At 56.5% G+C, this 4,483-nt stretch carries 1 protein-coding gene, 1 tRNA gene and 2 rRNA genes; 1 reads left to right on the top strand and 3 read right to left on the bottom strand.

Features of this window, described 5'->3' with window-relative positions:
* Positions 1 to 30 precede the first annotated feature (30 nt).
* Positions 31 to 1,626, top strand: a complete 1,596-nt coding sequence (locus TR61_RS19760) for a recombinase family protein (RefSeq protein ID WP_245626934.1) — start codon at positions 31 to 33, stop codon at positions 1,624 to 1,626.
* Here the strand turns inward: TR61_RS19760 and TR61_RS19090 are convergent.
* The 3 genes from TR61_RS19090 to TR61_RS19080 form a co-directional block, all read right to left on the bottom strand.
* Positions 1,583 to 1,659 (bottom strand) — tRNA-Met (locus tag TR61_RS19090). The two genes, TR61_RS19760 and TR61_RS19090, sit on opposite strands and share 44 nt — an antisense overlap.
* 78 nt (positions 1,660 to 1,737) lie before the next feature.
* A 5S ribosomal RNA gene (gene rrf / locus TR61_RS19085) occupies positions 1,738 to 1,852 on the bottom strand.
* A gap of 113 nt (positions 1,853 to 1,965) precedes the next feature.
* Positions 1,966 to 4,483 (bottom strand): 23S ribosomal RNA (locus TR61_RS19080); the annotation flags it as partial.

Here is a 4,483-nt window from a genome sequence, read left to right as displayed (position 1 = left end):
AGTTCAGTTGGGGAGGCTCACGGGGCGTCCTTGCTTCGGCCCGGCGTTCAGGAACTGATCTCGGATGCGCTGAAGGGCCGTTTCGACGTGATCCTCGCGGAGTCGCTGGATCGTCTCTCTCGGGACCAGGAGGACATCGCCGGGCTCTACAAGCGGATGCGCTTTGCAGGTGTGAGTATTGTGACGCTGTCCGAAGGCGAGGTCAGTGAATTGCACATCGGTCTCAAGGGCACGATGGGCGCACTCTTCCTCAAGGATCTAGCCGACAAGACCCGGCGCGGTCTTCGCGGGCGCGTCGAGAAGGGTCGCTCCGGTGGTGGGCTTTGTTATGGGTATGACGTCGTTCGCACGGCCGATCCGGACGATCGGGGCGAGCGGAAGATCAACCCAGCCGAAGCAAACGTCGTTCGGCGCATCTTCAGGGATTACTTGTCCGGACAATCATCGCGGACGATCGCAATGACCTTGAACCGGGAGGGCATTTCGGGACCGCAGGGCAAGGAGTGGGGGCCGTCGACAATCCACGGCAACCCGAAACGAGGGACGGGCATTCTCAACAATGAACTCTACATCGGGCGGCTGGTCTGGAACCGTCTGCGATACATGAAGGATCCTGACACCGGCAAGCGCGTCTCCCGCCCGAACCCGGAAAGTGAGTGGGTTGTCCAGGAGGTCCCGGACCTTCGGATTGTGGACCAAGATCTCTGGGACGCCGTGAAGAAAAGGCAAAAGAGCCTTTCGTTTGATACCACGGCGACAGGCAGCAATCCGATGAACGATAGACGACGGCCGAAGCATCTTTTCGCCGGCCTCATCAAGTGCGGGTGCTGTGGTGGTGGGTACTCCCTGATTTCGAAAGACCTGCTTGGCTGCGCAGCGTCGCGGAACAAGGGCACATGCGATAACCGTCTAAACATCCGTCGGGATGCCTTGGAGGCGTCGATCCTGAATGGCCTTCGGAAGCACCTCATGTCGCCGGAGCTCTTCAATGAGTTCTGTGCCGAGTTCACGCGCGAGGTAAATCGGCTTCGTATCGAGCGCGGAGCCGACCTGGCCGGCTGGAGGAGCGAACTCGAGAAGGTTGACCGAGAGCTCGACAAGATGGTCGACGCCATTCTTCAGGGCTTCCCGCCGGCGAAACTCAAAGACAAGGCCGAGAAGCTGGAGGCGAGGAAGGCGGAGTTAACCGAGCTTCTGGACAATGCCGACGAGCCGCCGCCATTGCTGCACCCGAACATGGCACGAATGTATCAGGATCGGATCGCCAAGCTCTGCGAGAACCTGCAATCCGAGGAAGATCGTGGCGCCGCCGTCGACGTGCTTCGATCACTTGTCGATGAAATCAGCCTCGTGCCCGAGAACGGCGAACTCTCCATCGTCCTTCGCGGCGACCTGGGGGCGATCCTGCGCTTTGCCGCCGGAAAGCAAAACCCCGACTTCCTTTCGGAGGCCGAGGCTTTGGACAATCTGCTTTCGCAGAAATCGTTGGTTGCGGGAGGGCGCAGCAGAAGATCCCGGCACTCGGGGTCCGGAAAAGCAAAAACCTCCGCGGCAGGGCCGGCGGAGGCATCGCAAGTATCGTTGGTTGCGGGGGTAGGATTTGAACCTACGACCTTCAGGTTATGAGCCTGACGAGCTACCGGGCTGCTCCACCCCGCGCCAAAAGCGGCCTCAGAGACAATTCAGTATCACCGGTGAGGCCATCGAAAGAGAGATACGAAACAGAGGGCTTTTTAGGTTTGGCAGTGACCTACTCTCCCACGCCTTAAGACGCAGTACCATCGGCGCTACAGCACTTAACGGCCGGGTTCGGGATGGGACCGGGTGTTTTGCTTGCGCTATGACCACCAAACCGAAAAAGACCTCTGTATGTCCAAGTCAAACACGCATGTGTTTGTGATGTATGCTTCTGATCAGTTTCATCAGATGCGCCCCTTTGGGGCGACAGCCTGGCTATTACTGGATCAAATCAAGCCTATCGGGCAATTAGTACCGGTCAACTGAACATGTTACCATGCTTACATCTCCGGCCTATCGACGTGGTGGTCTACCACGGCCCTCAGGGATACCTTGTTTTGAGGGGGGCTTCCCGCTTAGATGCCTTCAGCGGTTATCCTGTCCGATCATAGCTACCCTGCACTGCCGTTGGCACGACAACAGGTCCACCAGTGGATCGTTCACCCCGGTCCTCTCGTACTAGGGGCAACTCCTCTCAAGTATCCTACACCCACGGCAGATAGGGACCGAACTGTCTCACGACGTTCTAAACCCAGCTCACGTACCTCTTTAAACGGCGAACAGCCGTACCCTTGGGACCTGCTCCAGCCCCAGGATGAGATGAGCCGACATCGAGGTGCCAAACACTGCCGTCGATATGGACTCTTGGGCAGTATCAGCCTGTTATCCCCGGCGTACCTTTTATCCGTTGAGCGATGGCCCTCCCACTTGGGACCACCGGATCACTATGGCCGTCTTTCGACTCTGCTCGACTTGTCAGTCTCGCAGTCAGGCTGGCTTCTGCCATTGCACTCAACGAGCGATTTCCGACCGCTCTGAGCCAACCTTCGCGCGCCTCCGTTACGCTTTAGGAGGCGACCGCCCCAGTCAAACTACCCACCACGCAGGGTCCCGGATCCGGATAACGGACCGCGGTTAGACATCAAGCAATGCAAGGGTGGTATCTCAAGGGTGGCTCCACAAGGACTGGCGTCCCTGCTTCAAAGCCTACCACCTATCCTGCACATGCATGGCCTGATGCCAGTGCGAAGTTGTAGTAAAGGTGCACGGGGTCTTTCCGTCTAACCGCGGGAAACCTGCATCTTGACAGGTAATTCAATTTCGCTGAGTCGATGTTGGAGACAGCGGGGAAGTCGTTACGCCATTCGTGCAGGTCGGAACTTACCCGACAAGGAATTTCGCTACCTTAGGACCGTTATAGTTACGGCCGCCGTTTACCTGGGCTTCAATTCAGAGCTCTCACCCCTCCTTTTAACCTTCAGGCACCGGGCAGGCGTCAGACCCTATACGTCGTCTTGCGACTTCGCAGAGCCCTGTGTTTTTAGTAAACAGTCGCCACCCCCTGGTTTGTGCCCCCAGCCCCTAGTTGCCTAGGAACCGGGCCTCCTTCTCGCGAACTTACGGAGGTATTTTGCCGAGTTCCTTCAACATCGTTCTCTCAAGCGCCTTGGTATGCTCTACCAGTCCACCTGTGTCGGTTTAGGGTACGGTCTGATGGAAGGCTATTTCCAGGAACCGATTAGCGGCCCACCCAATCCGATAAGGGTGAACAACAGTCACGATCCGTCACATCTTCCTGGCCCACGAATATTAACGTGGTTCCCATCGCCTACGGCTTTCGCCCTCGGCTTAGGGGCCGGCTTACCCTGCTCAGATTAGCTTTAAGCAGGAACCCTTGGACTTTCGGCGAGAGTGTCTCTCACACTCTTTGTCGCTACTCATGTCATCATTCTCACTAGTGATCTCTCCACCGGATGGCTCACGCCCCGGCTTCACAGAAAACTCCTCTCCTCCAATGTACCCGAGGGCACTAAGGAGGAATGGAGTTATGTCACACTACGCTCTGCTACCATGCGATAAACGCATCCTCAGCTTCGGCTCATGGCTTGAGCCCCGTTACATCTTCGCCGCAGGACAACTTGTTTAGACCAGTGAGCTGTTACGCTATCTTTAAAGGATGGCTGCTTCTAAGCCAACCTCCTGGTTGTTTTGGTCGTCCCACCTGCTTTCCCACTTAGCCATGAATTAGGGGCCTTAGCTGGAGGTCAGGGTTGTTTCCCTCTCCACTACGGACGTTAGCATCCGCAGTGTGTCTGCCGTATAGTACTCCCCGGTATTCGGAGTTTGGTTAGGATCAGTAAGCCTGTGGGGCCCCATTACCCATCCAGTGCTCTACCCCCGGGGGTATTCGTACGACGCTCTACCTAAATAGATTTCGCAGAGAACCAGCTATCTCCGAGTTTGATTGGCCTTTCACCCCTAGGCACAGCTCATCCCGATCCTTTTCAACGGATGTGGGTTCGGCCCTCCAGTAAGTGTTACCTTACCTTCAGCCTGGCCATGCCTAGATCACTCGGTTTCGGGTCTGATCCATCTAACTCGACGCCCTATTAAGACTCGCTTTCGCTGCGCCTACACCTAACGGCTTAAGCTTGCTAGATAGACCAAGTCGATGACCCATTATACAAAAGGTACGCTGTCAGGCCGCAAGGGCCCTCCAACTGATTGTAGGCGTTCGGTTTCAGGTACTGTTTCACTCCCCTCGTCGGGGTGCTTTTCACCTTTCCCTCACGGTACTGGTTCGCTATCGGTCAGTAAGGAGTACTTAGCCTTCGAGGGTGGTCCCCCGATCTTCAGACAGGATTTCACGTGTCCCGCCCTACTTAATACGTCCAATCATGCTTCCTGTACGGGGCTGTCACCCACTTTGGCCAGACTTTCCAGTCTGTTCCAGTCACATTCATGG

It is taken from the genome of Aestuariivita boseongensis (genome assembly GCF_001262635.1).
Taxonomy (GTDB): Bacteria; Pseudomonadota; Alphaproteobacteria; order Rhodobacterales; family Rhodobacteraceae; genus Aestuariivita; species Aestuariivita boseongensis.
This window is presented reverse-complemented; position numbering and strand designations above follow the sequence as displayed.